The organism is Leucothrix mucor DSM 2157 (genome assembly GCF_000419525.1).
GTDB lineage: Bacteria > Pseudomonadota > Gammaproteobacteria > Thiotrichales > Thiotrichaceae > Leucothrix > Leucothrix mucor.
This window is the reverse complement of the sequence record NZ_ATTE01000001.1, coordinates 801717-827136: the sequence shown is the minus strand read 5'-3', so window position 1 is coordinate 827136 and position 25420 is coordinate 801717. Positions and strand designations below refer to the sequence as shown.

Annotated in this window: 24 protein-coding genes; 11 read left to right on the top strand and 13 right to left on the bottom strand. The window is 47.8% G+C overall.

The annotated features are described in order from the left end of the window. Nucleotide 1: 1 nt before the first annotated feature. Entirely contained in the window at nt 2-1945 is a 1944-nt protein-coding gene (locus LEUMU_RS24475) for an ABC transporter substrate-binding protein (RefSeq protein WP_022950920.1), read from the bottom strand. Between the two features lie 369 nt (nt 1946-2314). Further along, on the bottom strand, nt 2315-3850 hold the full coding sequence (locus tag LEUMU_RS0103660; RefSeq protein ID WP_169446359.1) for a sulfatase family protein: 1536 nt from the start codon (nt 3848-3850) through the stop codon (nt 2315-2317). Between the two features lie 127 nt (nt 3851-3977). Between LEUMU_RS0103660 and LEUMU_RS0103655 the strand changes: the two genes are divergently transcribed. The 5 genes from LEUMU_RS0103655 to LEUMU_RS0103635 all read left to right on the top strand — a co-directional run bounded on the left by LEUMU_RS0103655 (nt 3978) and on the right by LEUMU_RS0103635 (nt 8856). Continuing rightward, nucleotides 3978-5201, top strand: a complete 1224-nt coding sequence (locus tag LEUMU_RS0103655) for an ABC transporter substrate-binding protein (RefSeq protein WP_022950918.1) — start codon at nt 3978-3980, stop codon at nt 5199-5201. A gap of 68 nt (nt 5202-5269) precedes the next feature. Next, a complete protein-coding gene (locus tag LEUMU_RS0103650; RefSeq protein ID WP_022950917.1) occupies nt 5270-6139 on the top strand; it encodes a carbohydrate ABC transporter permease in 870 nt (289 codons plus the stop codon). Continuing rightward, nucleotides 6136-7014: a carbohydrate ABC transporter permease gene (locus tag LEUMU_RS0103645; RefSeq protein ID WP_022950916.1), complete on the top strand. Its 879-nt coding sequence runs from the start codon at nt 6136-6138 to the stop codon at nt 7012-7014. The genes LEUMU_RS0103650 and LEUMU_RS0103645 overlap by 4 nt, the downstream gene beginning before the upstream one ends. After that, nucleotides 7011-7778 (top strand): SDR family NAD(P)-dependent oxidoreductase, encoded by a 768-nt coding sequence (locus LEUMU_RS0103640; RefSeq protein ID WP_022950915.1) that lies wholly within the window; start codon nt 7011-7013, stop codon nt 7776-7778. Before LEUMU_RS0103645 ends, LEUMU_RS0103640 begins: the two co-directional genes overlap by 4 nt. Continuing rightward, a complete protein-coding gene (locus LEUMU_RS0103635; RefSeq protein ID WP_022950914.1) occupies nt 7771-8856 on the top strand; it encodes an ABC transporter ATP-binding protein in 1086 nt (361 codons plus the stop codon). The genes LEUMU_RS0103640 and LEUMU_RS0103635 overlap by 8 nt, the downstream gene beginning before the upstream one ends. 52 nt (nt 8857-8908) lie before the next feature. On the opposite strand, the gene LEUMU_RS0103630 is transcribed toward LEUMU_RS0103635, so the two are convergent. Continuing rightward, the gene (locus tag LEUMU_RS0103630) at nt 8909-9766 is read right to left on the bottom strand and encodes an SMP-30/gluconolactonase/LRE family protein (protein WP_084708023.1); all 858 of its coding nucleotides are present in this window, start codon (nt 9764-9766) and stop codon (nt 8909-8911) included. Between the two features lie 104 nt (nt 9767-9870). On the opposite strand from LEUMU_RS0103630, the gene LEUMU_RS24470 reads away from it, so the two are divergent. After that, nucleotides 9871-10542 carry a GntR family transcriptional regulator gene (locus tag LEUMU_RS24470; RefSeq protein ID WP_022950912.1) on the top strand — a complete coding sequence of 224 codons (672 nt, stop codon included), beginning with the start codon at nt 9871-9873 and terminating at the stop codon, nt 10540-10542. A gap of 71 nt (nt 10543-10613) precedes the next feature. Here the strand turns inward: LEUMU_RS24470 and LEUMU_RS0103620 are convergent, their stop codons facing one another. After that, on the bottom strand, nt 10614-12023 hold the full coding sequence (locus LEUMU_RS0103620; protein WP_022950911.1) for a sulfatase-like hydrolase/transferase: 1410 nt from the start codon (nt 12021-12023) through the stop codon (nt 10614-10616). A gap of 151 nt (nt 12024-12174) precedes the next feature. On the opposite strand from LEUMU_RS0103620, the gene LEUMU_RS0103615 reads away from it, so the two are divergent. The 5 genes from LEUMU_RS0103615 to LEUMU_RS0103595 all read left to right on the top strand — a co-directional run bounded on the left by LEUMU_RS0103615 (nt 12175) and on the right by LEUMU_RS0103595 (nt 17618). Then, the gene (locus LEUMU_RS0103615) at nt 12175-13395 is read left to right on the top strand and encodes a mandelate racemase/muconate lactonizing enzyme family protein (protein WP_022950910.1); all 1221 of its coding nucleotides are present in this window, start codon (nt 12175-12177) and stop codon (nt 13393-13395) included. Nucleotides 13396-13469: 74 nt separating this feature from the next. Beyond that, nucleotides 13470-14909: an NAD-dependent succinate-semialdehyde dehydrogenase gene (locus LEUMU_RS0103610; protein WP_022950909.1), complete on the top strand. Its 1440-nt coding sequence runs from the start codon at nt 13470-13472 to the stop codon at nt 14907-14909. Further along, complete coding sequence (locus LEUMU_RS0103605; protein WP_022950908.1) at nt 14909-16075, top strand: mandelate racemase/muconate lactonizing enzyme family protein; 1167 nt, start codon at nt 14909-14911, stop codon at nt 16073-16075. Before LEUMU_RS0103610 ends, LEUMU_RS0103605 begins: the two co-directional genes overlap by 1 nt. A 24-nt stretch (nt 16076-16099) precedes the next feature. Then, nucleotides 16100-17008 (top strand): 2-dehydro-3-deoxygalactonokinase, encoded by a 909-nt coding sequence (locus LEUMU_RS0103600; protein WP_022950907.1) that lies wholly within the window; start codon nt 16100-16102, stop codon nt 17006-17008. Nucleotide 17009: 1 nt separating this feature from the next. Then, nucleotides 17010-17618 carry a 2-dehydro-3-deoxy-6-phosphogalactonate aldolase gene (locus LEUMU_RS0103595; protein ID WP_022950906.1) on the top strand — a complete coding sequence of 203 codons (609 nt, stop codon included), beginning with the start codon at nt 17010-17012 and terminating at the stop codon, nt 17616-17618. A gap of 121 nt (nt 17619-17739) precedes the next feature. Here LEUMU_RS0103595 and LEUMU_RS29125 read toward each other — a convergent pair whose 3' ends face one another. From LEUMU_RS29125 to rsxB, 9 genes are all read right to left on the bottom strand, one after another. After that, entirely contained in the window at nt 17740-17817 is a 78-nt protein-coding gene (locus tag LEUMU_RS29125) for a type II toxin-antitoxin system YoeB family toxin (protein WP_281169946.1), read from the bottom strand. A gap of 587 nt (nt 17818-18404) precedes the next feature. Then, nucleotides 18405-19058 carry a DUF2971 domain-containing protein gene (locus LEUMU_RS0103590; protein WP_169446357.1) on the bottom strand — a complete coding sequence of 218 codons (654 nt, stop codon included), beginning with the start codon at nt 19056-19058 and terminating at the stop codon, nt 18405-18407. Nucleotides 19059-19200: 142 nt separating this feature from the next. Continuing rightward, the gene (locus LEUMU_RS0103585) at nt 19201-20100 is read right to left on the bottom strand and encodes a hypothetical protein (RefSeq protein WP_022950904.1); all 900 of its coding nucleotides are present in this window, start codon (nt 20098-20100) and stop codon (nt 19201-19203) included. A gap of 111 nt (nt 20101-20211) precedes the next feature. Beyond that, a complete protein-coding gene (gene nth / locus LEUMU_RS0103580) occupies nt 20212-20844 on the bottom strand; it encodes an endonuclease III (RefSeq protein WP_022950903.1) in 633 nt (210 codons plus the stop codon). Next, on the bottom strand, nt 20837-21565 hold the full coding sequence (locus tag LEUMU_RS24465) for an electron transport complex subunit E (protein WP_022950902.1): 729 nt from the start codon (nt 21563-21565) through the stop codon (nt 20837-20839). Before LEUMU_RS24465 ends, nth begins: the two co-directional genes overlap by 8 nt. Beyond that, on the bottom strand, nt 21558-22181 hold the full coding sequence (gene rsxG, locus LEUMU_RS24460; RefSeq protein WP_022950901.1) for an electron transport complex subunit RsxG: 624 nt from the start codon (nt 22179-22181) through the stop codon (nt 21558-21560). Before rsxG ends, LEUMU_RS24465 begins: the two co-directional genes overlap by 8 nt. Further along, nucleotides 22171-23217 (bottom strand): electron transport complex subunit RsxD, encoded by a 1047-nt coding sequence (rsxD, locus tag LEUMU_RS0103565; protein WP_022950900.1) that lies wholly within the window; start codon nt 23215-23217, stop codon nt 22171-22173. Before rsxD ends, rsxG begins: the two co-directional genes overlap by 11 nt. After that, nucleotides 23207-24847 carry an electron transport complex subunit RsxC gene (rsxC, locus tag LEUMU_RS0103560; RefSeq protein ID WP_026744458.1) on the bottom strand — a complete coding sequence of 547 codons (1641 nt, stop codon included), beginning with the start codon at nt 24845-24847 and terminating at the stop codon, nt 23207-23209. The genes rsxD and rsxC overlap by 11 nt, the downstream gene beginning before the upstream one ends. Then, nucleotides 24844-25416, bottom strand: coding sequence for an electron transport complex subunit RsxB (gene rsxB / locus LEUMU_RS24455; RefSeq protein WP_022950899.1), 573 nt, complete (start codon nt 25414-25416; stop codon nt 24844-24846). The genes rsxC and rsxB overlap by 4 nt, the downstream gene beginning before the upstream one ends. Nucleotides 25417-25420: the final 4 nt, after the last annotated feature.

The following is a 25420-nucleotide window of genomic DNA, read 5'->3' as shown; positions in this document are numbered from 1 at the left end:
TTTATGGCAAAGACTTGCCACCTTTGTAGTACATCTGACTAACGTATGGAGATGGGTACCAAAGCTGTCCAGACATGGGCAAAGGATCAGGGGCATTCATCACGTTGTTGCGCGCGACACCAAACGCCGGATCACTCTGAACCAGACCAATCGTAAGCAGTTGATCGGCAGACATCTCAAGCAGCTTTTCCATCATTTTCTTACGCTGCTCGGTAGTCGGCGCAGCCTTTACTAAATTGTATTGAGTAAACAAGGCTTTGATCGCCTCTGGTGGCTCAATACCGGTTTCAGGATCACTCCCCCACTTTGTCCACTCAGGTGCCCAGTAAACTGCTGAGCCAAAAGGCAGGTAACACTCAGGAGAGGTATAAGCATCTGACTGACCACCCGCACAATTCCAGATATAGGCATCATGCTGTGATGAAGCGGCTATTTCTTGTAAACGTGCACGGTCACTCATGCGAACCTGTAGATCTAACCCGACCTTGCGGGCATATTCTGCAACCAGCTCCAAGACATCCGGAAATTGAGCACCAAAAACATCGGCTGTTAAGAAGACCAGTGTGAAGCGTTTTCCAGTAGGGTCTTTACGAAAACCTTCACTATCACGCTCAGTTAAGCCCGCTTTATCCAAATATTCATTGGCCAGTTTCGGATTGTACTCAGTGAATTGAGTCGCCATTCGCTTGTTATAGAGCGGTGACACAGGTTGTGGTGCAGTCTGGGCAGGACGGCCTGAACCGAAATAGATAAGATCGATAATCTCCTGTCGATTGACCGCATGACTAAGGCCTATCCTGAAGTCTTTGTTATTAACAATCTTGTTTTTGATTGGATCAGGATTATTTAGGTTCAACATCAGGATCGCCCCATTAGAAGGCAGGTCATTGGTGTCGAAAAAGTGAAACTTTCCACGTTCCATATTATCGGTCAGAACTGCACGGTTCGCAGGGCGACCCAAGTGGCGGTTCATGTAGTCGATTTCACCATTAAAGGCTTTTAACAGAATCGTCTCCGGATCTTCTACCTGATCCCAGGTAATGCGGTCAAAGTACGGCAATTGATTGCCCTCACCATCGACCTTCCAGAAGTACGGATTACGCTCGGCAACCACTCGGTCTGAAGAACCATAGGCATTCTGTAGCTTCCAGGGATGTAGCGTTGGCCGATCTACATTTTGCCAAAACGATGGGGTATGCATCGGAGCAGCTTTCAAAGTAAATAATGACACCCAGTCTGCTGCTGCAGGCTCTGCATCAACGAGCTTTTGAATCCCATCAGGGTTGTATTTTTCGTGAAACTGACTGAGGTAATGTTTTGGATAGTTAACAGGGTAATAACCAAAGCCGTAGGCTATATTAGGAATGAACAGACCGTTCGGTGTATCAAATTTAAATTCAACAGTTAGATCATCAATTTTCGATACTTTTACCGGGCCATTTGGACCAACGTAAATTGCGTGTTTTGATGGGGTCAAACGCTTGTCTGAAAAGACTTCATACCAGAACATCACGTCATCAGCACTAAACGGTGCACCATCCGACCATTTCATACCCGATCGCAATTTAAAGGTAAACGTCGTTGCATCCTCGGATACGGTCCAACTTTCAGCAATGTTCGGCTTTATTTCTGTCCAGTCTGCACTCCAGCGAACCAGGTTTTCATGCCCAATCGTACGCACGATATTATGTTGATCTCCACCCCCTAGAATCGCACGACGCATGGTGCCGCCATATTCACCAATTGAATCAAGTGTTTCGAAAACCAGTGGATTGTTTGGTAGGCGCTCACTCAAGGGTGGTAAATCGCCGGATTTAACTAATGGGTCTAGCATGGGAGCTTGCTGATAGTCCTGTGCATAGGCTGATGCCACACCTAGGGCTACGGAACCAATGACCGCAAGGCTTACAATCCATTTTTTACTTGGATGTATCATATTTTTCATTTCCTTTTATCCTCCGTCCTATTTCGTCAATTATCATTGCCATTAGTTAATGACTGAACGATCTGTTTTGTTCATGTGAGTCATCTTACATATTGCACGATAATTTCAATATCGTACATTATTTATTAAATAATATGTAGTATTTTTTAAAAAGTCTCTAGGGAGTAAGCTTTTTTGTAAGAGATTACTGCTCTACAGCCATGGTCGTGGCAGCCTTTTTACAGAGAAGTTAGCTAAGCAGCATGACAAAAAAGCGTGTGCAATGGGCGGTGAAACCTACTGCAATAGCTCGACTAGTTGCAGACGGTAGAGGCACTAGGGGGAGAGGAAAGGATGAAACCAATCCCTCCATCTAAAGGCAAATACCGTTTAGTGCCATCCAACGCGCGGCGAAACTGGAATCATATCGTCAGGCCTGGAACGTATCATATCCATGTGCTCAGACCGTATTGATCGATAACCCGGATCATCGAACAGGTTGATCATTTCTTCAGGGTCTTCCTGCATATCATACAACTCACCGGTGTTCGTGCGCAGATCGACCGACATCCGATAACGCTTACTTCGAACCGTCATCAAGTCCATATCGACCGCCGAGCGAATGGAGTCCACTTCATACTCCGCAAGCGCGAAGTCGCGGATCTCTGAGCCATCCCAAAGCCCACGCCACGATTGTCCATGAGACTCTGGCAGCTCAATACCCGCAAGATCAGCCGCCGTCGCTAACACATCAACAGTACTGATCGGGTCCTGAATCACTTGCCCGGCAGGAATGCCCGGCCCCTGAATTAAACAAGGGACTCGTAACAAGCCGTCATAGAGCATTGGTCCTTTCAATAGCAGGCCATGATCACCAAGCCATTCACCATGGTCGCTGGTGAAGATAATATAGGTATTGTCCAGCTCACCTTTAGCCTCAAGCGCATCAAGAATTCGTCCAACCTGATGATCGACAGCAGAAATCATGCCGAAGTAAATCGCAGTAATGTCGCGCAAGGCGCTCTCGTTTAAGTCCCCCTTCTGACCCCAATCAACCCCGCCCGCATTATGTTCAGCACCCTGCTTGATCGGTTTAGCACGATCTTCTACGAAGGCTTTATGCCACCAAGGGCGTTTATCGAGATCCAACTCTGAGTGCTTAGCAATGGCCACATCATCTCTAGAATACATATCACACCAAGGTTTAGGCGCAAGAAACGGTGGGTGCGGATCGGGAAATGAGAGCCAGGCCATTAAGGGTTCTTCACCCTTGTTCTCGATCATTTCAACGGCACGGTTGCCGATCCAAGGGGATGAGTGCCACTCCTCATCCAGTGCTGATCGCCAGGTTTGAAAATGTGCAGTCTCGGGATCCAAGTGAACTTTGGCAAGATCCCAACGCGCTTGGCCTTGGCCATTCTGATTAAGCCAGTATTCGTAGTTGAGTGCTTCAGGGGGCTCACTCCACTGAGTATGATGATGGGGACGAAGCATGATCTGAACATCATCAAAACCCATATACTTACCACGCCATTCTGGTGGGTAGTCCTTCGCACTCTTATAACACTCCGGACGTCCCGAAGGCTCAAAAGTCTGTTGACTGGAAAGGTGCGCTTTCCCGATAAAATAAGTGTCATAACCTGCTTTTGAAAACGAACCACCCAGGCCAGACTCACCTAATGCCTCTTCTAAATCACGCCCATTATCGCGTACGCCATGACTGTACGGCAGCTTTCCGGTCAAGATTGATGCACGAGCAGGCTGACACATCGGGTTTGGCGTGATACACGTCGTAAATCGAACGCCCTTTTCACCAATGCGATCTATATTTGGTGTAAATACCCCCCGTCCCTCTGGACCAATGCAGTCTCCGCGATGCTGATCGGTTGAGATCAGGATGACATTCGGCTTTTTTTTCATATTCATCGTTTGTCCCTTTTTAATGAAACGTTTGCTGTGGTTGAACTGAGAACAAGTATGCAATACAAATAAATCGTGTACAACATTAAAAATATAATGTACGATTTCCTCTGTTTCAGAGGAGAAATCACCCATGATACGTAAACTTTTTGTAGTAACCGCTATTTCACTCAGTCTGGCAACAGTGGCGCAAGCTCAAGTCGTTCTGGACGTCGTAGCCTGGAAAGGTAACGACGCCGAGCCAGCCGGACTCCCTCAACTGATTAAAAAATTCGAAGCCGAAAACCCTGATATTGATGTCGAGTTGACCTATGTCGCACGTAAAGATGTCGATAAGGTTATTCCGCCCCGCCTCCAGGGTGGAAACCCACCTGATGTCACTATGGTCGATAGCTCATTGGTTGAGCTCTGGGGTGGGGCCGGACTTTTATCCGACCTTGGTACTGACAGCTCTTGGTATAAAGAGATGGTTCCGGCAGTACGTGACCTCATGACTAAAGATGACAAGATCGTGATCTTCCCACTAGAAGTGATCGGTATGGGGAATTTCGTCAATATGGACCTGCTTGCAAAAGTGGGCATTGACAAAGCACCGGTGACGCTAGACGAGCTCAAGACAGCCTGCCAGGCACTGGCGGCCAAAGATATTTCACCAATGATTTTCTCCGGTGGTTTCTCTGCCATGCTATACGTTGGGGCAAACGGCATCGACCCAAAGGGTATTTCACCCGCAGAATACGGTTCTGGTGAGCGTAAATTTGAGGATGATAAGAACTTCAACGCATCGCTAGACAGCGTCCGAGACCTAGTAAAGGCTAATTGCTTCGACCCTAAACTGCAGGCAGGGCTTGATCCTTGGGCAACCGCACCACAAGAATTCCGCGCAGGTAATGTCGCAATCTTGCCACAGGGAGCCTGGAACATCGGTGGATTTTCTGCGGTACAAGGTCTGAACTTCCAGTTTGCCCCCATGCCATCGGCTTATACTGAAGATGGCTTAGCACTTGACCTCATTGGACCAGGTTGGGCGATTCCAACTGAATCCAAGAACGCTGAGGCAGCCACTAAGTGGATCAACTTCTTTGCCGATAAGGAAAATTTAAATGTATTCCTGAAAGCTGAAGGTGCTTACAGCCCTTACGAGAATGCTGGAAACAATATGCCTGATCTTGCTAAGCCCTACACGCAAGCACGTGATAAGAACAGCCTCATATTATGGCCGTTCTCAACCATGGAGTTCCCTAAACCACTGCAATCCGAATGGGAAAATAGCCTGACTGGTTTCCTGCTCAACTTGGATGCACCCAACGAGAAGACGCTGATACGTTGGGACGAAACGGTTGAAGATAGCATCTGACCTAAAGACCCGGCGTGCTGGCGCCGGGTTCTGATTCTCAAATCCATCGTTGCTTGGAGAAACCGACAATGCAAACGAGATTTTCCTTATATATTTTTACAATACCCGCCCTCTTGGTGCTTGGGATCTTTTTCATTCACCCCATTTTTCTGACTATCGACATGAGCTTCACCAGCTTTCAAGGTATTGGTGAAGCCAAAGAGGTTGGCTGGCGGAACTATGAACGAATTTTCTCAAGAGACCGCTACCTAAGAGAACTCTGGATCACCCTCTGGTATACTGTGGTAGTAGTATCGTCCCTGACCATATCCGGACTGTTTTTTGCCGCCGTGTTACACCGCATGCCGCTGATTCGAAATTTCAGTCGTGCTGCACTATACACCCCTGCCATGATGTCATTCGTTGTCGTCGGGTACGTTTGGCAATTTCTCTACTCTCCTATCAATGGCGGGATTAATACCGCCCTGCGGGATATCGGTCTGAGTAGTTGGGAACAGAATTGGTTAGGCGATCCATCACTTGCACTCTACTCCGTTGCCTTCACTCAAATATGGATGTTCACGGGCTTTACCTGCGCCATTTTTCTGGCAGGTTTTGCAGGAATTTCTGAAGAAATTGGAGAGGCTGCTAAATTGGAGGGTGCCTCATCCTGGCAAATATTCCGCGATATCGAGTTACCACTGCTCGCGCCCTCGATCACAGTTTCCGTGGTATTAACGACCATCGGAACACTGCAAACCTTTGAACTGCCATTCATTCTCACCAATGGAGGGCCAGATGGCGCCACACGCATGTTGTCACTAGAGATTATTGACAACCTGTTTGGTCAGTACAAATTTGGTTTTGCCTCGGCATTGTCGATCATTATGTTGATTCTTGTACTGTTGGTTGCCTTCGTTCAGAACAAAATACTACGTAATCGGGAGAACAACACATGAGTACTTCCACCGTTCAAGATGCCTCTCGCAGACCGTCACCTGATTGGGATCGAATCAGGCGACAAGGAAAATCAGTCTTTGCACATAGCATCGTGCTGCTGCTTGTGATGATCATGCTGCTGCCTTTGTTCTATATGGTCATGATGTCCTTCAAGACCGCAACAGAGATTGCTCAGGATCCGCTGGGTTTGCCCACAAGTTTGTATTGGGGAAATTACATGGCCACGCTGTCATCCATGGGCTATGTGCGCTCCGTGTTGAACTCGCTTGGCATCACCGTCTCGGTCATTGTTATTGTAGTGTTTGCAGGTGCCATGGCGGCCTATCCGCTAGCACGGATTCAAAACAGACTCAGTAGAACCATAGTCATGATCATGGCGCTAGGGCTGGCTACCCCCGGCTTTGTAACCATCACTCCGATCTACGTCATCTTTCGTGACATTGGCCTGCTGGATAGCTACCTCGGCGTCATACTCGCGTTTGCTGCATTGAAGCTACCTTTAGCCGTATTCTTTTACACCAGTTTCATTGCTGCCATTCCGATCGAACTAGAAGAAGCTGCACGGCTTGATGGCTGTACTAACCTACAGGTTTTCTGGCACGTTATTCGACCCCTTCTGGCTCCGGTCACAGCAACGCTATCATTGTTCATCATGATTATGGTCTGGAACGACTTCATCTATCCACTACTGCTTCTAACCGATAAGGACAAGCTCACTGTCATGATCGCAGTCTACAAATTCGTCGGCAATACCGGCATCGATCCAACCAAGCTCTTCCCAGCCGCAGTACTAGGCTCATTGCCACTACTGCTAATGTTTGCAGCTTTTCAACGTAAAATTATGGCTGGCGCGACAGCAGGAGCCGTTAAATGAACCTAACTGGAAAACATATTGTTGTAACCGGTGCTGGTGCTGGCATTGGCCTCGGCATCGCCCGACAATGTCGGGCAGCGGGAGCCGATGTAACGGGCATTGATGTGAACGCCGTCGGTGAAGCGAAACTGCTGGGGATGGGTGCTCGGTTTACTCAGGCTGATGTCAGCGACTTGGATGCCTTTGAAGCAGCCATTCTTGACGCTCATGAGCACTTCGGTCAGCTTGACGGACTGGTGAATAATGCCGGCGTCACCATCAAGGTCCCCTTTCTTGAAATGACCAGAAAGCAGATGGAAACACTTTGGAACGTCAACCAACGCTCAGTACTTTTCGGCTCCCAGGTGGCTGGACGAATCATGGCTGAAGCAGGCAGTGGAGTGATTGTAAACATTGCCTCAAACCATGCCTCGGCAACAAACCCTGGTCATGAAGGCTACGCCGGAACAAAGGGGGCTATTGTCTCAATGACACGAGCCATGGCTTGGTCTCTTGCGCCCTATGGAATTCGTGTGAATTCATTAAGCCCGGGAATGACTCAAACAGAAGTCGTTATTGAGGCCATGAAAGACCCAGCCAATGCTGCAAACTTCCGCTCATGGGCAGCCGATAATGAGGTTAGCACTGTTGAAGAAATCGGCGATGCCGCAGTTTTCCTGCTATCAGCGGCTTCCAGTGCAATGAACGGAGCTGATCTGGTGGCAGACCGGGCAATGTCAAACCTATTGGGTGTAAATGATACGAGGAGAAAACAAAATGGCTAAGCTGGTAATCAACAATGTCGTTAAGCGCTTCGGTCAGATCGAGGTCATCAAAGGCGTAGACTTGACCGTTGATGATGGGGAGTTCTGTGTTTTTGTCGGACCTTCCGGCTGTGGCAAGTCCACCTTATTACGTATGATCGCAGGCCTTGAAGTAACCACCGAGGGTCGCATAGCCATCGGAGACCGTGACGTGACCCACACTGACCCCGCTAAGCGCGGGGTATCGATGGTGTTCCAAACTTATGCGCTCTACCCCCACATGACCGTCCGCGAAAATATGAGCTTTGGACTAAAGATTAGCGGCGCAGAAAAATCAGTGATCGAGGAGAAAGTTAACGCTGCCGCCAATATTCTGAAGCTTAATGCCTTAATGGATCGAAAGCCTAAAGCACTGTCGGGCGGACAGCGTCAGCGAGTGGCTATCGGTCGGGCGATCGTACGCCAGCCAGAGGTGTTTTTATTCGACGAACCACTCTCAAATCTCGACGCCGAGCTGCGTGTGGAAATGCGGGTGGAGATTGCGCGCTTACACAAAAAGCTCAAAGCTACCATGATTTATGTGACTCATGATCAGGTCGAAGCGATGACCATGGCAGATAAAATAGTCGTACTGCGAGATGGCATCATTGAGCAAGTAGGGCCACCGATAACGCTGTATGAAGACCCTGATAATCTATTCGTCGCAGGCTTTATCGGCAGTCCAAGGATGAACTTTTTTAAAGGCAATGTTAGCCGAGTGGATGAGGGAAAAGTCGGTGTGACCTTACCTGGCTTGAGCGGCATTGAGGTTCAGTTCGCAATAGCGTCTACCCCCGCTGTTGGCTCATCCGTGACGGTTGGTATCCGCCCTGAGCACTTTGACCCTGACAGTGAAATCAAGGCAGAACTGCCCGTTGATGTGGTTGAAAACTTGGGTGGCGTTTCCTATGTCTATACGACCGTAGCTGAGGAGGAGCTGCCGGTAGTGGTGGAATGGCGAAATAAGATCCCCCCGGTTGAAGGTAAGAATATAACCGTAGGCGTCGACACTGCTTCACTATTATTGTTTGATACAGAGTCTGGCCTCCGTATCCGCTAGCTCAAGTGCAGTGCGGTTAATACTACCGCACTGCACTTTGAATTAATCATGATCAGCTTGCAGGCCACTCAAGGAAATACGCAGCTTTACCAGCCACACCCATTTCCACCGCAAACAAACCACCTGCCAATGGGTTTTCAAGCTTCTCAGCCTCGCTCATACTGAATGTCCCAGTTGTTACATAAAGCGTTTTAAGATCAGATCCACCAAAAGCACAATTGGTCACGATCTCACACGGAAGCTCAATCTGCTCGGTAATCTTTCCATCAGGCGTCATTCCAATAACCTGCCCCCTATCACAAATGGCAACCCAGAGCATTCCCGCAGAATCAACACATAAGCCATCAGGCCGACCAACTGTTTCATCAAAGCGAAATAAAACCCGCCATTCATTATCGGAAAAGACATAAAGGACGCCCGGCACGCTGTCGATGAAATACAGCTTAGTGCCATCAGGGCTCCAGTCCATGCCGTTTGAAATGGTGGTATTTTCCATCATCTTATCGACGCCTCCCAAACCGATACGATACAAGGCTCCAGTGGCCGCTTTAGCACCTTCAGACATGGTTCCTGCCCATAGGTTACCATCTGGAGCTGCAACGATATCATTCAGACGGTTGCCAGAAAGATAACGTTCGGGATGCATGATGATCTTAATGACTCCGTTGCTCTCATCAACAATCCCAAGCCCCTCGGCCGTTGCGATGATCAAGCGACCGTCATGATGCAGCGCCACGGCACTGATCAGGTATGGCATTTTAATCCGAGTTCCTTGTCCCGTTGACGGATCAAATCGGTGCAAAACCTCTCCTGAAATATCGACCCACCAAAGACAAGCACGTCTTACATCCCAAACTAGCCCTTCTCCACAACCCGCTTTAGCAGTATCGACACACACTGGTTTTTTCATAAGTTGTACTCCGCCCTTATATAATGTGCTATTTTAACAATATAGAGTATCAAGTGCACGATAATAGACTTGATCGGAGCACAAAAAAGCAGGACAATTCCTATATGAATATTAATAATCCCGTTTCCCCATCAGGCTCGATCTACGAGCGTATCAGACATGACATTTTGTCCGATGCTCTCGAAGCCAATGTACGCCTAAAAATTTCCGAACTGGCCAGACGATATGAAACCTCAACCAATCCGGTACGCGAGGCATTGCAGCAGCTGCGTGGTGAAGGGCTGGTTTTATTCACGCAAAACCAAGGTGCGCGGGTTCGCCCCATAGACACGGATTATGTGCGCGATGTCGCAGAAGTTGGTTATCAATTAGAGCCCTACTTGATGCGCTTGTTTATCGAAACGGCAAGCACTGAAGATATCGATGCCCTCGAAGCGATACAGGATGAAATCGAGGCACTAAACTTTAAAGATGCTCGTCAACACACCAAACTAAACCATGCCTTCCACGAATTTATGTATGAGCGGCATTACAACCAAGTTGCGTTTGGACTATGGAAGCAGCATCGTGAAATCATTGGTTCAATTAGTGCCCGTATTCCGATTGCACTTGGACGACAGGAAGCAATCTTAAAAGAGCATCGGAAACTAATAGAGGCTATACGTTCACAGGACGTGGAGCTCGCGCTTAAAGTATTAAGAGAACATATCGGCGATGCTGGAAGTCACCTTGCAGATCAACTAAAAATTAAGCAAGCACGAGCGTCCCGAACATAGTCAGCGGCTATTGAATCGCACTAATAACTCCGTGCGGCTGCAACCATAACAGCCGCAGGAAATTCAAAACATCAGGCTGGGTGGACATGTTGCTCGCTGCGGTCGCGACCATCAATATAACTACCGACCGGCTGATGATGACCAGGGCCAGCCAGCCAATCGCCTTCCGCTTCCATCCATTGGAAAAGTCGCGCCTTTAAATCGCTCTGTATCGCTCTAAGCTCAGGATCACCCGCACGATTTACACGTTCCCCCGGATCCGCTTCAAGGTCATACAGCTCCTCAATATCGTGTGGACTCCAAGCATATTTATAGCGCTCTCCTCGTATGCCTCTAAAACGAAATTGTCGCCCTTGGTAAGCATCATAAACATAGAAAGCATAGTTTGCGTCGGACTTCCAATAGCTTCGCCCCAACTCGTCATCATCCAGCATATCCACCCCGCCAGCTCGCTCTATAACCGTTGGAAAGAGATCGCGAAGGTTGACATAAGTCTCACAAGACTCACCGTGACTATTGCCAGGATCACGCACTAACATTGGAATACGCATCACCTCTTCGTAGAAGAATGGCCCCTTATCGAACCAGCCGTGAGAACCCAGCATTTCTCCATGATCAGCCGTGAAAGTTAACACCGTATTATCATCGAGCCCGTAAGTGGTCATAGCGTTTCTCAAACGACCAAACATACTGTCAATATGCGAACAGAACCCCCAATAATGCTGTGCAGTGCGTCGCCAGTCCTGTTGGCTCATGTGGGAGGTGTCCTGACATGGCCAATAAAAGGCACTTTGCGCAAGTGGTTTGCCGCTTTCTGAAAACTGCTCGCACCAATTCTCCGGCACATAATCTTCGGGAAGATCATCGTAGAGATCCACAAACTCCTTGGGCACATGATGCGGAAAGTGTGGACCGTGCAAGCAGACGACCAGGCAAAAGGGACGCTCGGAGGCAGCGAGCCCCGCTAGTTTTTCAATCGCCTTATCGACCCGTTGATCATCTAAGGTTTTACCTTCGACAATGGTGCCGTAATAAGGCGACTTTCTGGGCCCATCAAACGTAACATCGGCAGTATCCATTAAAGGAACCTCTCCCCCATCACTCAGCGTCACATCGCTAATTCCTCTTTCGATTACCGTCCCATCACCAAGGTGCCATTTACCAATAAAGGCAACGTCATAACCTTCAGCAGCCAACCGCTCAAGGTAAGTGACCTGAGAAGGGTGTAGTTTTCCAAAAGGGTAAAAAGACTTGCCTTGAACATTATCTGTAGAGCCATGTTGGTGAGGAAGCTTACCCGTAAACAGGCTTCCACGTGCTGGAGTACACAACGGCACAGTGGTAAATGCGTTAGTGAATTGTGTCGCTTCACTGGCAAAAGCGTGCAGGTTTGGCAGCTTTGCCGGATGGCCCGGAAGATTAAGCGTATCCCATCGCCATTGATCCGTAACAAAGAGCAGCATGTTTTTGCGGGTATTCATCTCAATCTCCTAAGCTAAATTTTAAGTGCTAAATTCTTAAGGTTAACTCCATCAAGAATAAAACCATACATTATTTTAAAATAATAGTGTACTATTATGGCTGTGCTGTGACAACCGCAGCGTCAAAATACTAAAATTTGGGAGTGTCGCCGTGTCAGGAAATCATACTAAAACTTACCAAACTCAAGCAGAGGAGCTACCGCCGCTGAAGCAATCGCGATCCGCTGAAATCACTTCTATTGAAGCCATCCCAGCTAAAGTCGGTCTTCGTAACCAGCTAGTGATTCGTATTGAAACCAGAGACGGTCTTGTCGGATGGGGAGAGTCCGGGCTCTCGACCAGAGAAAATGCAGTGGTTGCTATGGTCGATCATTTCACTACATTTCTTATCGGACAGGATTCACGACAAATCGGCCGTATATGGCAAGAGTGCTACCGGAGTCAGTACTTTGAAGGTGGACGCGTCATTACCGCCGCGATATCCGCAATCGACATCGCGTTATATGACCTACTTGGTAAACGCTTAGGCGTGCCGGTTTACCAGCTTTTGGGCGGTAAACAGAGAGATGTCATCCCTACCTTTGCCAGCTTCATGGCTGACAACATCGAACAGACACTGAACGACACCAGAACGCTCATTGAGGCAGGTTGGGATTGCGTTCGTATCTACCCCAGTGGCTTTGATAATACCGTTTTCAACCCTCGCTCAACGCTTGCCGGTACCGCCCAACATCTGATTGCCATGCGTGAAGAGTTTGGACACAACCTTTGTATCGGTATCGATCTACATCACCGTTACACGCCTGCTGAGATCGCAAGCTTTTCCAATATGATGCCCGCGGGAACGCTGGATTTTCTTGAGGAACCCATTCGATCTGAAAGCCCTGAAGCTTATGCTGCCCTTAGAAAACTAACAAATATTCCGTTTGCAGTTGGTGAGGAGTTCTCCTCGAAGTGGCAGGCTGCTCCGTTTATAGAGCAGGGACTCACCCAATACATGCGGTTTGATATATCGAATGTTGGAGGCTTCACCGAAGCCATGAAGGTAGCCGGCTGGAGTGAACAGCACTACATTGACTTGATGCCCCATAATCCACTCGGTCCTATTTGTACAGCAGCTAGCGTACATATGTCTGCTGCGGTCCCCAACCTATCCTGGTTGGAGACAAGGCAGTCCCCCGTTGAAAACCTTGGCTTTCATGATAAGAGTATTTTCCCGGTACAGCTTGAGCTGGAAGGCGCTGTTTATGTTGTACCTGACTCTCCGGGACTTGGGATTGAGGTTGATGAAGATGCTTTGCGCGCTTCCATTCCGACACCTGCTGAATGCCCTCACCTCGTCAGGCCAGATGGCTCAGTGACTAACTGGTAAAACACACCCAATTGACCAAAGTCCTTTGTGACACTCGCACAACTAAAATCTGATTTTTATAGGAGCAGCTTAGAATGAGTTTTTCTAAGAAAATGTACATCGCCGGAGAGTTGGTTGACGGTACGGGCACGATTGACGTATTCAACCCAGCCAATGACGAAAAGGTTGCTACCGTTCCCTCAGCTGGGATAGCAGATGCAGACCGCGCACTAAAAGCAGCAAGCGATGCTTTGCCAAGCTGGTCACGCACTAGTATTGCAGAGCGGCAACAGTGGATGAGCAAATTACGCGATGCCGTTATCGAAAACGAAGAGCATCTACGCGACTGTATCCACCATGAGATGGGGAAACCTTGGGCAAGCACGCAGGAGGATTTCGACAGTCTCAAGAATTCTTTAGCATTTTATGCCGAGGAAATCGCCCGAGTCCAAGACACGATACTTCCTGACCGTACCGGTACGCACACGCATCGCTTGGTACATGAATCAACCGGAGTCGCACTGGCTTTTATTGCCTGGAATTTCCCGCTGCTCAATCTTGCTTTCAAAATTGGCCCGGCAATGGCAGCAGGCTGTCCTATCATCATCAGGCCATCCGAATTGACACCTATTTCTGCCTATGCGGTGGGAGAACTTTGCCACCAGATCGGTTTACCAGCGGGCGTGGTTCAGATTCTTTCTACTGATGGCTATGATGTCGCGGATCACCTGTCTGCCTCACCTATTCCATCACTGATCACCTTGATTGGATCAACCAATACCGGCAAGCACATCATGCGAACGGGCTCTAGCACCATTAAGCGCTACTCCATGGAGCTTGGTGGCAATGCACCGATGCTTATCTTCCCCGACGCCGATACGGATTTGGCTGCGGATATTGCCTGCGGCGTCAAGTTCAGCAATGCGGGGCAGATTTGTGTTTCTCCCAATCGCGTGTTTGTTCATCGTAAAGTACTCGATGAAGTCACCGACAAGATCGTCGCCAGAGCAGCAGCGACTAAGGTCGGCTGGGACAAACATGCTGACATCCTGACTGGCCCCGTGGTTGATGGCCGTGCCTGGCTTCGGCTCAAAGGGCTCATCGATGGCGCTGTAACAGAAGGTGCAAAGTGCCTCATCGGAGGAGATCGCCCTACCGAACTAAAACAAGGACACTTTTTAGCGCCAACAGTACTGACCGATGTCACGGAAAGCATGGCTCTGTACCGACAAGAGAACTTTGGCCCTATCCTCAGCATTATCCCCTTTGACGACGATACCGACCTTAAGCGTATGGCCAATGACTGTGGCGAAGGCGGCTTAACGGCTTACGTCTTTACCCGTAATCTCGACTTAGCTGAGCAGTGGGCTGCAGACTTGCGGTACGGAGAGATACAAATCAACGGTGTTAAATATGATATCGATTTACCGCATGGTGGAATCGGTCAATCGGGCATTGGCCATGACTGCTCAACCCTTGCCTTACACGACTACCTTATCCTGAAACGCATCAGCCGAGGTTTGAATAAATCCTAATGAAAATCACATCCATTAAAAGCCATATATTGCAATACGACTTACCCAAAGAACTGGGATATTCCCAACAATATTACGCGAAACGTTCAACGCATCTCGTTGAGATAACAACCGATGAAGGTCTAACCGGCTGGGGTGAATGTTTTGGTCCGGGCAATGTGGCAATTGCAAATAAAACCATCGTCGAGCAAGTTATTCAACCCATGATTCTTGGCAAAGACCCCCTCGATCGGGAAGCCATCTGGCATCACGTCTATAACCTACTACGCGATCATGGCCAGAAAGGTATGCCACTTCAGGCATTGTCTGGCGTTGATATAGCGCTCTGGGATCTATTTGGGAAAATAGCCAATCTGCCACTGTCTAAACTGGTTGGTGGACACTTTAGGGACAAGGTGCCGGTTTATGGTTACGGCATGATGCTATGTCGGGAAGATACCAATTCACATGTCGCCCGCTTTAAAGATGAGGCTGCCGCGATTAAAGACGCGGGATTTGCCGCGACCAAAATGAAGGTCGGACTTGGTGTGAAAGATGATATCCGCCTCGCCGAAGCAGTCCGTGAGGCGGTTGGTGATGACTTCCCTTTTATGGTCGATGCTAACCACTGCTATACCACCAGTGATGCCCTGCACGTCGGTTATGCACTTGATGAGCTGAATGCTTATTGGTTCGAAGAGCCAATCGCACCTGAAGATTACGAGGGTTACCGCGAATTACGTAACAAGCTAAAAACTAACATTGCTGGCGGTGAAGCTGAGTTTACTCGCTGGGGCTGGCGTCATTTACTAGAAGGTCGTTGCGTCGATATCGCTCAACCTGAAGTCTGCGCGGTGGGCGGAATATCGGAGTACCTAAAAGTGCTGGCTTTAGCACACGCACATTTTACCCCAGTGGTTAATCACGTTTGGGGCTCGGCAGTTGCTATCGCCACAAATCTACACCTACTGGCAGCAATGCCACCGATGCCGGGAGGTTTATTCCCACGCGAGCCGATGTTGGAATTTGATACCACACACAATCTGTTTAGAGACGAGCTTTTACTAGAGCCACTCAATATTCAAGCACAAGTCGCCACCAATTCAGGGTATGTAAGCATTCCCGACGGTCCAGGCTTAGGTGTTGAACCTGATCGAGATTTTATCAAAAAATTCCGCATTAATTAAAACCACTGGAGGGGTCTTAAACTGATGATTACATGGATTGCAGTTGATTGGGGTACGACACATTTACGTGCCTACGCAATGAGTGAAGATAATCAGGTGATCGATGAAGCCAGCTCAAGCAACGGCATGGGAGTGCTCACACCGGATGCATTTGAACCCGCTTTAATGGAGCTTATCCAAAGCTGGCTGCCGGAAGCTCGCATTATTCCAGTGCTAGCCTGCGGGATGGTCGGAGCACGTCAGGGGTGGGCTGAAGCACCTTATCGTTCAGCTCCTTGTGAACCTTTTTCAATACAACATAGCATTCAGGTCGACACCCACAATGCACGCATCAAGGTTCATATTTTGCCGGGTATTAGTCAGGCTGAACCCGCTGACGTTATGCGTGGAGAGGAAACCCAAATTGCAGGATTGATAGCTATCGAGTCAGATGCTTTTAGCGCTGTGTGCCTGCCTGGTACGCATAGCAAGTGGGTATCACTGAAAGATGGAACGGTTGACCATTTCACCACGAGCATGACGGGAGAAATGTTTTCCCTGCTATCTGAACAGTCTATCTTGCGCCACAGCACATCTAAAGGCGGTTGGAATGACAATGCATTTTTAGAAGGCGCAAAGTCTGGCATAGAGCACCCTGAAAACTTGATATCCAATTGCTTCAGATTAAGGGCTCGCTACTTACTCAATGACTTCCCTCCCGAGATGGCCCGCTCTCATTTATCTGGCTTATTGATTGGCGCTGAACTCTCCGGCTCTAAGCGCTATTGGCAATCACAACGGGTCGCCATTATAGGTGACCCGTTTCTGACAACACTTTATGCCAATGCATTAGCGTTGTTGGATGTTGATTCAAAAACTTACGACCCGAAGGCAATGACACTAGCAGGCCTGATTAAAGCGTACCAAAGCCTTTCTGATTCTCAAGGAAATTAAAATGACCCTAAAATTAATCGCTATATTACGTGGTATAAAACCTAATGAAGCCGAAAGCATCACAGCCGCTTTGGTTGATAGTGGTATCACGTGGATCGAGGTGCCATTAAATTCTCCAAATGCACTTAAATCGATTGAAGTGATGGCTAACCGGTTTGGCGATCAGGTAAATATCGGTGCCGGAACCGTTGTAAAGCTGGCGGATGTATCGCAAGTAAAGCGTGCCGGTGGCTCTTTTGTCGTATCGCCAAATTGTAATGAAGCGATTATCAGGGAAACCAAAGCGCTTGAAATGCAGTCGTACCCCGGCGTACTCACGCCAACAGAATGCTTTTCGGCTCTGGACTGGGGAGCTGATGGACTTAAGCTTTTTCCTGCCTCTGCACTTGGCTACTCTGGTGTGTCTGCCATTCGAGCAGTTTTGCCCGATACAATCGAGCTATTTGCAGTCGGTGGAGTCGCCTCCGATAATTTACAACACTGGTGTGATGCGGGTATTGATGGCTTTGGTATTGGTGGCTCTTTGTATAAGCCGGGGAGTACAGCCGAAGAGGTTTCACAAAGAGCGCAGGAGCTGGTTAGTGTTTATCAGCAAATGAAATCAAGGTAGTTTATTTGTGTTTTGCAATGGCCCTTCAATTTTTTGTTGTGGCCACCACAACCACAAGCGAAGACATCAAACTCGCCCACCATATCTGATTCGTAGTTTGAATTGCTAACTGCATTTCAAGCTAGTAATGATAACGACAGAAAATTATCGTCAAATGTGTGTCATTAACGGCGTAGAACAATCGATTGGTATCATCGATCTTACGTTACTAAAAACCAGTTAAGTTTTCCTTCAATGGCTCAGGCTTATAAGTACCTTCAAATGGTCAACGCTTTGCATCATTAACCACGCCATCAAGAACAGATTTCAGGCTATTTCGGGATTCTGTAAAGAAACTGTGCGCATAACTACTGTAGCCTAGTATTAAACAAGTCTAGCTTACAGTAAGAAACATATAGAGTATGTTGAACATATTGGAATAAGCAGTTAAGACCTAACAGAAAGGCTAACCCTTTGAGGTCAGCTGGTATTTACGTGGCTTGTCAAACTTAATGAGACTGGATATTTATGCGCAGACTGTGTGATGATTAAATTCACTTCAAATCTCAAGTGAAACATCCTACACACAGCAGCACGCTGAATGCTGTAGGTTATAAATCTCTGACTAGTCGAATATACGACACTTCACTATTCTAAACGCTAATTCCTTCCTAAACTTTAACATCACACAGAATAATGACCGAAGATTTTACTCCATCCCATGACATTAATACAATCAATATCTATACATTGTTATCTAATGCATCACTATATATTTTGGTGTAGTAAATTATTTAATTGCTTTCCTTAGTCAATCGAGTACTTACTAAAAGTTAGTTTGTAACTGCCCGCTTCCAGAGATGACTCCCACAAATCAATGTCTATAGGTTTTGGCAATAGCTTATGTATAATTTGCTTTGTAGCCTTAGATGCCCTTAGACCAAAATACACGGCACTTAATCGACCAGGAACTTCTGCGATCTCACCTACAGCGTTGTTGTCAGATATTCTGAACTTTCTCCATTCTTGCTCATACTCCCAGTCCAAACTTTTTGTTAAAAAAACACTGGCACTTTTATCATTAATATTGATATGTAAAAAACCTTCTGAGGGGTGTCCCTTGGGGAAATACTTAATATCATTTAAAACTGGTTGATGGTTACTATATTTGACCTTAAAGAACTGCCCCCTAAACTCATCGTCGGTCAAATCATACTCTAAACAAACACCTTCATGATTATCTGAGTAGTGAGCCCAAAGCAGGAGGTTTTCGTGGTCTGTACTAAAGCAACATACTTTTAGTTGTTCTATTAGGTTATCAATATCGGTTAGATTTGAGCGATTGACATATATACCTTCGAAAGGGTCATTTAACTTATCTAACCGTGAGTGCCAAGCACAACGATTTAAAATCTCAGAAAACGTATTAATGTTAGCAGACCTATATCTGTATAACTTCAAAGCTAGCTCCTTATTAATTAATCTCATTATAATTCAAACTGAGCAGGCTAAAATTGAGAAAACAAAAAACTGAAAAAAAGTCTCCCTATGAACTTAAGAGTGACACACCTATTTTCTTTAAAGCCTTATCGAAAAATAATTTTTAGATTATTTTTTTATTTAGTTCTTCCAATACCTTTATAACATAAGACTCTAGCTCAAAACAAATATTGTTTATATAAGAAATCCCGTCAATCAACTCAATTGGATCAATTGGATCAATTGGATCAATTTTTTGTGAGTTACTTTGATAGACAACCTGTTTATTTATATCTAGTACTTGTTCTTCAAGCTCAACTTTACCATTAATTACGCTGGACTTACTTTTCATTTCTGAACCATCAAGAAGTGGTATATCATCCAATAACAAAAAATTCTTTTTTACTGGATACTTCATTAAACTTAATATGCTCTTAGTTTCGAAAAACTCTTCACCATCAAGAATTGTATGTTCTAAGGTAGACTTTAGTAACAAAGAAACGTAATATGTTCCTGTATCCCTGCGGACTTTAAGTTCATCATACCAACTTTCTCCGCTTTCAATTATTAACCTAGAAAGGATAGAGTTGTCTGACGTCTTTAGCAGGATTTTTATTAGTTTAGTATGGCTATGCAAGCTCTGACTACCTTTTACAAAGGACGTTATCACATAAGTTAGTGCCGAGAGCGCACTGCTAATTGAGTATATGATCGCTTGGAATTCATTTTCCAGTCTAATATCTCTATATTTAAAGCTTCTTGTCACAACGGAGCCTTCTGGTAACTCAGATAAACTCGAAGGTTTTAAGCTATAAAACGTCTTTGCATTTATTTCCTTTAAGTGACTAGAAGTATAGAAATCCCACTGTTCTTTTCTATGCTCAACACCTATATACTTTGATTTTAAATTCGCAAGTCGAGATAAATAATTTTGCTGATCTACATAAATATTCGGCTGATCACCCTTGCTTCTTGGGATGATTCTATGAATATAATAAGAAACACTATTTTTACATTTGCTCATATGGAATATTTATTTACTATCTTAATAAATGAATAGCTGCATATTATTATAAACCCTAAATTTGGCTTTATCTATGTTACTATAGGCTCGTTAACTCTTGATACTGATACTCTAAAGCTCTTTCTCTTTAAAATCACACAAATCACTAATCAAACACGCAGCACACCTAGGCTTCCTAGCCACACAAATATACCGCCCATGCAAGATCAACCAATGATGCGCATCGACCATAAACTCTTTAGGGATATGTCGCAGCAAGCCCTTCTCGACTTCCACCACATTCTTACCTTTAGCAATCCCCGTACGATTAGCCAGCCGGAATATATGCGTGTCTACCGCCATTGTAGGATGGCCAAAGGCCGTATTCAGCACTACATTTGCCGTCTTGCGCCCAACGCCCGGTAAGGCTTCCAACGCTTCACGATCATCCGGCACTTCGCCACCATGCTTCTCCACCAAAATCTCGCAGGTTGCGTACACATTCTTGGCTTTGTTGTTATACAGGCCGATGGTTTTGATGTAATCGCGCAGGCCTTCCAGCCCGAGATCTAAAATGGCTTGCGGCGTATTGGCGACTTTAAACAGTTTGTCGGTGGCTTTATTCACGCCCTTATCAGTGGATTGCGCGGATAAGGTGACCGCCACCAACAGCTCAAACGGGTTGGCAAAGTTCAGCTCAGTGGTCGGGTGCGGATTGGCTTCTCGCCAGCGTCGGAAGATTTCATAGCGCTTTTCTTTATTCACTTTGTGGCACGCCTCCGATCACGCGGCTCGCCGCTTCTGCCGCTTGTTTTTCTTCCAAGCGTTTTGCCGCGCGCCCTTTTTCTAAATGCGCATCGATCATGTTTTTAATGGCGATAATCAGCCCCAAGCCCAGAAAGGCACCGGGTGGCAATACTGCCAGCAAGAAGCCGGGATAATCTTTATCAAATAGCTGCAAGGTCAAGCCGCGTGCGGACTCGCCAAACATCACCGAAGCATCGGCAAATAAGGTGCCGCTGCCGATCACTTCCCGCATTCCGCCCAGCAATACCAGTACGGCTAAGAAACCTAAGCCCATCATCAAGCCATCCACAAACGATGGCAACATGGCGTTTTTAGAAGCGAAGGCTTCAGCGCGGGCAATGATCGCGCAGTTGGTTACAATCAACGGAATGAAGATGCCCAGTACATTGTGCAAATTATGCAGGTAGGCATTCATCAGCAAGTCCACCACCGTCACATTGGCAGCGATTACCATTACGTAAAACGGAATGCGGATTTCACGGCTGACCCAATGCCGGCTAAACGACACCGAGACATTGGAAATCACCAAGGTCACCAGCGTTGCCAGCCCTAGCCCTAAGCCATTCACCGCGTTGTTGGTGACAGCTAATAGCGGGCATAAACCCAGTAATTGCACCAGACCGGCGTTGTTATGCCACAAACCGTCCTGAATAATTTTTTTGTAACTCAGCTCACTCATGCGCTTGTTCCAAAGGTTGTGAGGTGGCCAGCTTTAAGGTTTCGCGTACCGCATTGACCACCGCGCGCGGCGTAATGGTGGCTCCGGTAAACTGATCAAATTCGCCGCCATCTTTGCGCACTTTCCACTGGCTTTCATCGGGATCGCTTAAGGATTTCCCCGAGAATTGCAAAATCCAATCGGCTTTATTGGTTTCGATTTTATCGCCTAAGCCCGGTGTTTCTTTATGCGAGATAACCCGCACGCCACGCAGACTATTATCCAGCGCATCGACCCCAATCAGCAGGCTAATCGGGCCGCTATAGCCTTGTAAGCTAGTGACTTCATAGATGCGAGCAACGCTATTAGCACCCTGCTTTGCGGTAAATACTTTAATGGTATTGGCGAGGCCTTTAATGCCCACATCCAGCTGCTGGGCCGTACTCAGCAAGTCATTGTCATACTCCGCAGCAGACACAATTTCGTTTAAACGTTGCAGGCGCATTTGGCGATCGTTTTCGGCGATCTGATCTTTGGTGAGCCACTGCGCGCCAATCAACAACACAACGCCAACTAAGGCAAAGAAGCCCAGCGTAATGCCTGAGCGCCACATGGCTTTTACATTATTAACGGACATGCTTAGTTTTACCTTTGCTGTATTGCCCGAAGACGGTTGGCTGCGTGTAATAATCGATCATTGGCACGGCCATATTCATAATCAATACGGCGAAGGCGACCGAGTCCGGATACACACCCCAGGTACGGATCACGTAGATAAAGAATCCAATACTCGCGCCGTAAAATAGCTGCCCTAATGGCGTCGTGCTGGCAGACACGGGGTCGGTCGCGATAAAAAATGCACCCAACATCGTCGCGCCGCTAAACAGGTGAAATACCGGTGACGCAAAGACGGTTGAATCAAACATCCACATAGCTAAGGAAACCACCACCAAGCCCCCCAGCACACCGCTTGGGATTTGCCAGCTGATGACTTGCTTTTTCAGTAGCCATAAACCACCTGCCATATACGCCAGCGAAGTCCATTGCCAAGCGCTGCCCGATAGCCAGCCAAAGCTGTCATCGGCCACAATTTCCTGATATTCCCGACCGGTAATTAATCCGGTGCGTACCGCATCTAGGGGCGTGGCGCGGGTAATGGCATCCCAGTCGGCATCCATCATCCCGAATACAATCGAGAGCGAGTCGCCCAGCCCTAACCATTCACCGGTAATCGTCGAAGCGCCCGGCCACTGGCTCATTTGAAGCGGGAATGAAATGATCAACACCGCATAACCAATCATGGCCGGATTAAAGGGGTTGTAGCCGATGCCGCCGTATAAATGCTTAGCGACGATAATGGCGAAAAACAGCCCGACCAATATCATCCACCAGCTAACCAGTGGCGGCAAAGTCAGCGCAAATAAGCAAGCGGTAACCACCGCACTGTAATCGTTGAGAAAGGCTTTAATGGGCCGCTTACGTACCCACAGCGCTAAGGCTTCCAGCGATAACGCGAATGCCACCGCCAATAACACGTTAATCAGTACGCCCCAGCCGTAGAAGTACAGCAGCGTAAGTACGCCCGGCACCAGCGCGTATAAAACCTGCTTCATCAGGCCGGAGATATCCGGCGCGTCGTTGACTAAGCTGGCGGTTTGCGTATCAAACTGCATGATCAGAATCATCCTGTTGTGTTTCAGCCTGCGCTTTGAGTGCGGCTTTTTTGGCTTTGGCGCGTTCCATCGCCGCTTTGATCACATCCTGCTTATTATCGCCGCCACCCGCAGCACCGGCTTTCTTTTGTTGCAGGGCTTCTTTTTGTTTTTGGCGTTTGGCTTCTCGCTCCGCTTTATCGCGCACTTTGCGGTATTCGTTAAACTCGTGTCGTTCGCGGGATTGATTGGCTTTTAGGGTCGCCAGTTCTTGCGCTTTGATTTCAGTTTTAGCAAAGCGGAAATAATCCACCAGCGGTATATGACTGGGGCAAACATAGCTGCAAGCACCACACTCAATGCAGTCAGCCAACTTATGCTCGGCGGCTTTTTCAAAATCCTTAGCACGGGCATGCCAGTACAGCTGTTGCGGCAGTAATTCCACTGGACAGGCTTGCATACACTTACCGCAACGAATGCACGGCATCACCAAGCGTTCACTAGGTGCCTCTTGCTGCTGATTTAGCCGCAACTCGGATTTGGAGCTAACCAAAATGCAGTTGGTGGCTTTAACCACGGGGAACTCATCGCTAGGCAATGCGAATCCCATCATCGGGCCGCCCATAATCAGGCGTTCAGCGCGCTTGGTGTAGCCGCCAGCCTGCTCGACCAAAAAACTAAACGGCGTACCCAACAAGGCATCGAAGTTTTTAGGCTGCTGAATGCCATCCCCCGTGACGGTCACAATGCGCGAGAGCAACGGCTCGCCACGCACCACGGCGCAATAAATACTGTAAACCGTGCCCACATTGTGGCAAAGCGAACCCAGTGTAGGAGAGCGCACATTGCGAGGGATTTCAAGGCCGGTCAGAATTTTGGTTAGCTGGCGCGCATCACCGCTGGGGTACATGGTTGGTACGGCAATGACTTCGATATTGGTGGCATTGGCTAAGTTGCTTTGATCTGCAAGTGCTTGCTTGAGCGCCGCAACGGCTTCCGGTTTATTGTCTTCAATGCCAATCAGGCAGCGCTTGGCTTTCAGCAAATACATGACTATATCGATGCCTTGCAATACTTCTGCCGCCCGCTCGCGCATTAGCATGTCATCGCAGCTGATGTATGGCTCGCACTCTGCCCCATTAATAATGAGCGTATCGACCCGACTTTGACCGGCTGAAGCCAGCTTCACTTCACAGGGAAATACTGCGCCGCCTAAGCCCACTACGCCTGCCGCATCAATACGGGCCAGTAACTCTTCCGGCGACTGCTCAGTGTAATTGGCCAGCGGAGCCATGCGCTCACTGCCCCAATCATCTTTGCCATCGGTTTTAATCGTGACGCATAAGCCCGGCAAGGCTGAAGGATGTGGCAAGGCGTGATTATCAATTTTGCTGACCGTGCCAGAGCTTGGCGCATGAACCGCCGCACTGACGCCTGCATGACTGGAGGTCGCCAGCACCTGCCCTTTATAAACGGGTTCACCAACGCTAACCTGCAAATCAGGCAAATGCCCCACATGCTGCTGCAATGGCACAATTAATTCGTTTGGAATGGCGGAGGTTTCAATTGGCGAATGCGTGGAAATCGCTTTATGAAACTCAGGATGCACCCCACCGCTCATGCGCCAAAGTTGTTGGACGATGCCGCTCATGCGCTGTACTCCACTTTTACCGGAATATTCCGCAGCCCCTTTGGCTCAGGAAACACCCAAGTTTCCGGCGTTTTAGGTACCGGAATCATATCAATGCAATCCACGGGACATGGCGGCAAGCACAGCTCACAGCCGGTACATTCATCTGCAATAATCGTGTGCATTTGTTTCGCCGCACCGACAATCGCATCCACCGGACAGGCTTGAATGCACAAGGTGCAACCGATGCAAGTGTCTTCGCGGATAATCGCCACTAATGGCTCGGGAGGATGCTCGCCAATTTCAGCATCTAGCGGAACGGCTTCTACATCCAGCAGATCGGCCAATGCCTGAATCGTGGCTTCACCACCTGGCGGGCAATGATTAATTCCCACCTCTTCTTTGGCGATGGCTTCGGCATAAGGCCGACAGCCGGGGTAACCACATTGACCGCACTGCGTTTGTGGCAGTAACTGATCAATTTGATCGGTAATCGGATCGCCTTCAACTTTAAATTTAAGCGCCGCATAGCCTAGCAGTGCGCCAAAAAACGCTGCCAAACCCACCATTACTAGAATTGCCATAACCATTGTG

Bases quoted from the DNA above. Each gene is read 5' to 3' on its own strand.
- LEUMU_RS0103635 (WP_022950914.1), top strand. From the start codon at position 7,771: ATGGCTAAGCTGGTAATCAACAATGTCGTTAAGCGCTTCGGTCAGATC.
- rsxB (WP_022950899.1), bottom strand. From the start codon at position 25,416: ATGGTTATGGCAATTCTAGTAATGGTGGGTTTGGCAGCGTTTTTTGGC.
- LEUMU_RS0103660 (WP_169446359.1), bottom strand. From the start codon at position 3,850: ATGAATATGAAAAAAAAGCCGAATGTCATCCTGATCTCAACCGATCAG.
- LEUMU_RS0103630 (WP_084708023.1), bottom strand. From the start codon at position 9,766: ATGAAAAAACCAGTGTGTGTCGATACTGCTAAAGCGGGTTGTGGAGAA.
- LEUMU_RS0103655 (WP_022950918.1), top strand. From the start codon at position 3,978: ATGATACGTAAACTTTTTGTAGTAACCGCTATTTCACTCAGTCTGGCA.
- LEUMU_RS0103600 (WP_022950907.1), top strand. From the start codon at position 16,100: ATGATTACATGGATTGCAGTTGATTGGGGTACGACACATTTACGTGCC.
- LEUMU_RS24465 (WP_022950902.1), bottom strand. From the start codon at position 21,565: ATGAGTGAGCTGAGTTACAAAAAAATTATTCAGGACGGTTTGTGGCAT.
- LEUMU_RS24475 (WP_022950920.1), bottom strand. From the start codon at position 1,945: ATGAAAAATATGATACATCCAAGTAAAAAATGGATTGTAAGCCTTGCG.
- rsxD (WP_022950900.1), bottom strand. From the start codon at position 23,217: ATGCAGTTTGATACGCAAACCGCCAGCTTAGTCAACGACGCGCCGGAT.
- rsxG (WP_022950901.1), bottom strand. From the start codon at position 22,181: ATGTCCGTTAATAATGTAAAAGCCATGTGGCGCTCAGGCATTACGCTG.
- LEUMU_RS0103640 (WP_022950915.1), top strand. From the start codon at position 7,011: ATGAACCTAACTGGAAAACATATTGTTGTAACCGGTGCTGGTGCTGGC.
- LEUMU_RS0103645 (WP_022950916.1), top strand. From the start codon at position 6,136: ATGAGTACTTCCACCGTTCAAGATGCCTCTCGCAGACCGTCACCTGAT.
- LEUMU_RS24470 (WP_022950912.1), top strand. From the start codon at position 9,871: ATGAATATTAATAATCCCGTTTCCCCATCAGGCTCGATCTACGAGCGT.
- rsxC (WP_026744458.1), bottom strand. From the start codon at position 24,847: ATGAGCGGCATCGTCCAACAACTTTGGCGCATGAGCGGTGGGGTGCAT.
- LEUMU_RS0103595 (WP_022950906.1), top strand. From the start codon at position 17,010: ATGACCCTAAAATTAATCGCTATATTACGTGGTATAAAACCTAATGAA.
- LEUMU_RS0103605 (WP_022950908.1), top strand. From the start codon at position 14,909: ATGAAAATCACATCCATTAAAAGCCATATATTGCAATACGACTTACCC.
- LEUMU_RS0103620 (WP_022950911.1), bottom strand. From the start codon at position 12,023: ATGAATACCCGCAAAAACATGCTGCTCTTTGTTACGGATCAATGGCGA.
- LEUMU_RS0103610 (WP_022950909.1), top strand. From the start codon at position 13,470: ATGAGTTTTTCTAAGAAAATGTACATCGCCGGAGAGTTGGTTGACGGT.
- LEUMU_RS0103585 (WP_022950904.1), bottom strand. From the start codon at position 20,100: ATGAGCAAATGTAAAAATAGTGTTTCTTATTATATTCATAGAATCATC.
- LEUMU_RS0103650 (WP_022950917.1), top strand. From the start codon at position 5,270: ATGCAAACGAGATTTTCCTTATATATTTTTACAATACCCGCCCTCTTG.